Source organism: Vandammella animalimorsus, from assembly GCF_002288875.1.
Taxonomy (GTDB): Bacteria; Pseudomonadota; Gammaproteobacteria; order Burkholderiales; family Burkholderiaceae_C; genus Lampropedia; species Lampropedia animalimorsus.
On sequence record NZ_NTBH01000025.1, the window covers coordinates 1 to 1191 of the forward strand.

The following is a 1191-nucleotide window of genomic DNA, read 5'->3' on the forward strand; positions in this document are numbered from 1 at the left end:
AAATGGCAAAAGGTAAGTTTGAGCGCACCAAGCCCCACGTGAACGTGGGCACGATTGGTCACGTGGACCATGGCAAGACGACGCTGACTGCAGCGATCGCCACCGTGCTGTCCAAGAAGTTTGGCGGCGAAGCCAAAGGCTACGACCAGATCGACAACGCGCCCGAAGAAAAGGCCCGCGGCATCACCATCAACACCTCGCACGTGGAATACGAAACGGCCAACCGCCACTACGCCCACGTGGATTGCCCCGGCCACGCCGACTACGTCAAAAACATGATCACTGGTGCCGCCCAGATGGACGGCGCCATCCTGGTCTGCTCCGCCGCTGACGGCCCCATGCCCCAAACCCGTGAGCACATCCTGCTCTCGCGCCAGGTGGGCGTGCCCTACATCATCGTCTTCCTGAACAAGGCCGACATGGTGGACGACGAAGAGCTGCTGGAGCTGGTCGAAATGGAAGTGCGCGAACTGCTCTCCAAGTACGACTTCCCTGGCGACGACACCCCCATCATCCGCGGCTCTGCCAAGCTGGCCCTGGAAGGCGACCAAAGCCCCATCGGCGAAGAAGCCATCCTCAAGCTCGCTGAAGCCCTGGACAGCTACATTCCCACCCCCGAGCGCGCCGTGGACGGCACCTTCCTCATGCCCGTGGAAGACGTGTTCTCCATCTCCGGCCGCGGTACCGTGGTCACCGGCCGCGTCGAGCGTGGCGTCATCAAAGTCGGCGAAGAAATCGAAATCGTCGGCATCCGTGACCTGCAAAAGACCACCGTCACCGGCGTGGAAATGTTCCGCAAGCTGCTCGACCAGGGCCAGGCTGGCGACAACGTCGGTCTGCTGCTGCGCGGCACCAAGCGCGAAGAAGTCGAGCGCGGTCAAGTGCTGGCCAAGCCCGGCACCATCAAGCCGCACACCGACTTCACAGCCGAGGTCTACGTGCTGAGCAAGGACGAAGGCGGCCGCCACACCCCCTTCTTCAGCAACTACCGCCCGCAGTTCTACTTCCGCACCACAGACGTGACCGGCTCCATCGAACTGCCCGAAGGCAAGGAAATGGTCATGCCTGGCGACAACGTCAGCATCACCGTCAAGCTGATTGCCCCGATCGCCATGGAAGAAGGCCTGCGCTTCGCGATCCGCGAAGGCGGTCGTACCGTCGGCGCCGGCGTGGTGGCCAAGATCATTGCCT

The 1191-nt window shown here is 62.6% G+C and carries 1 protein-coding gene; it reads left to right on the forward strand.

The annotated features are described in order from the left end of the window. Positions 1-2 precede the first annotated feature (2 nt). On the forward strand, positions 3-1191 hold a 1189-nt coding region (gene tuf / locus CLI93_RS14620; protein WP_095543731.1), incomplete at its 3' end, for an elongation factor Tu.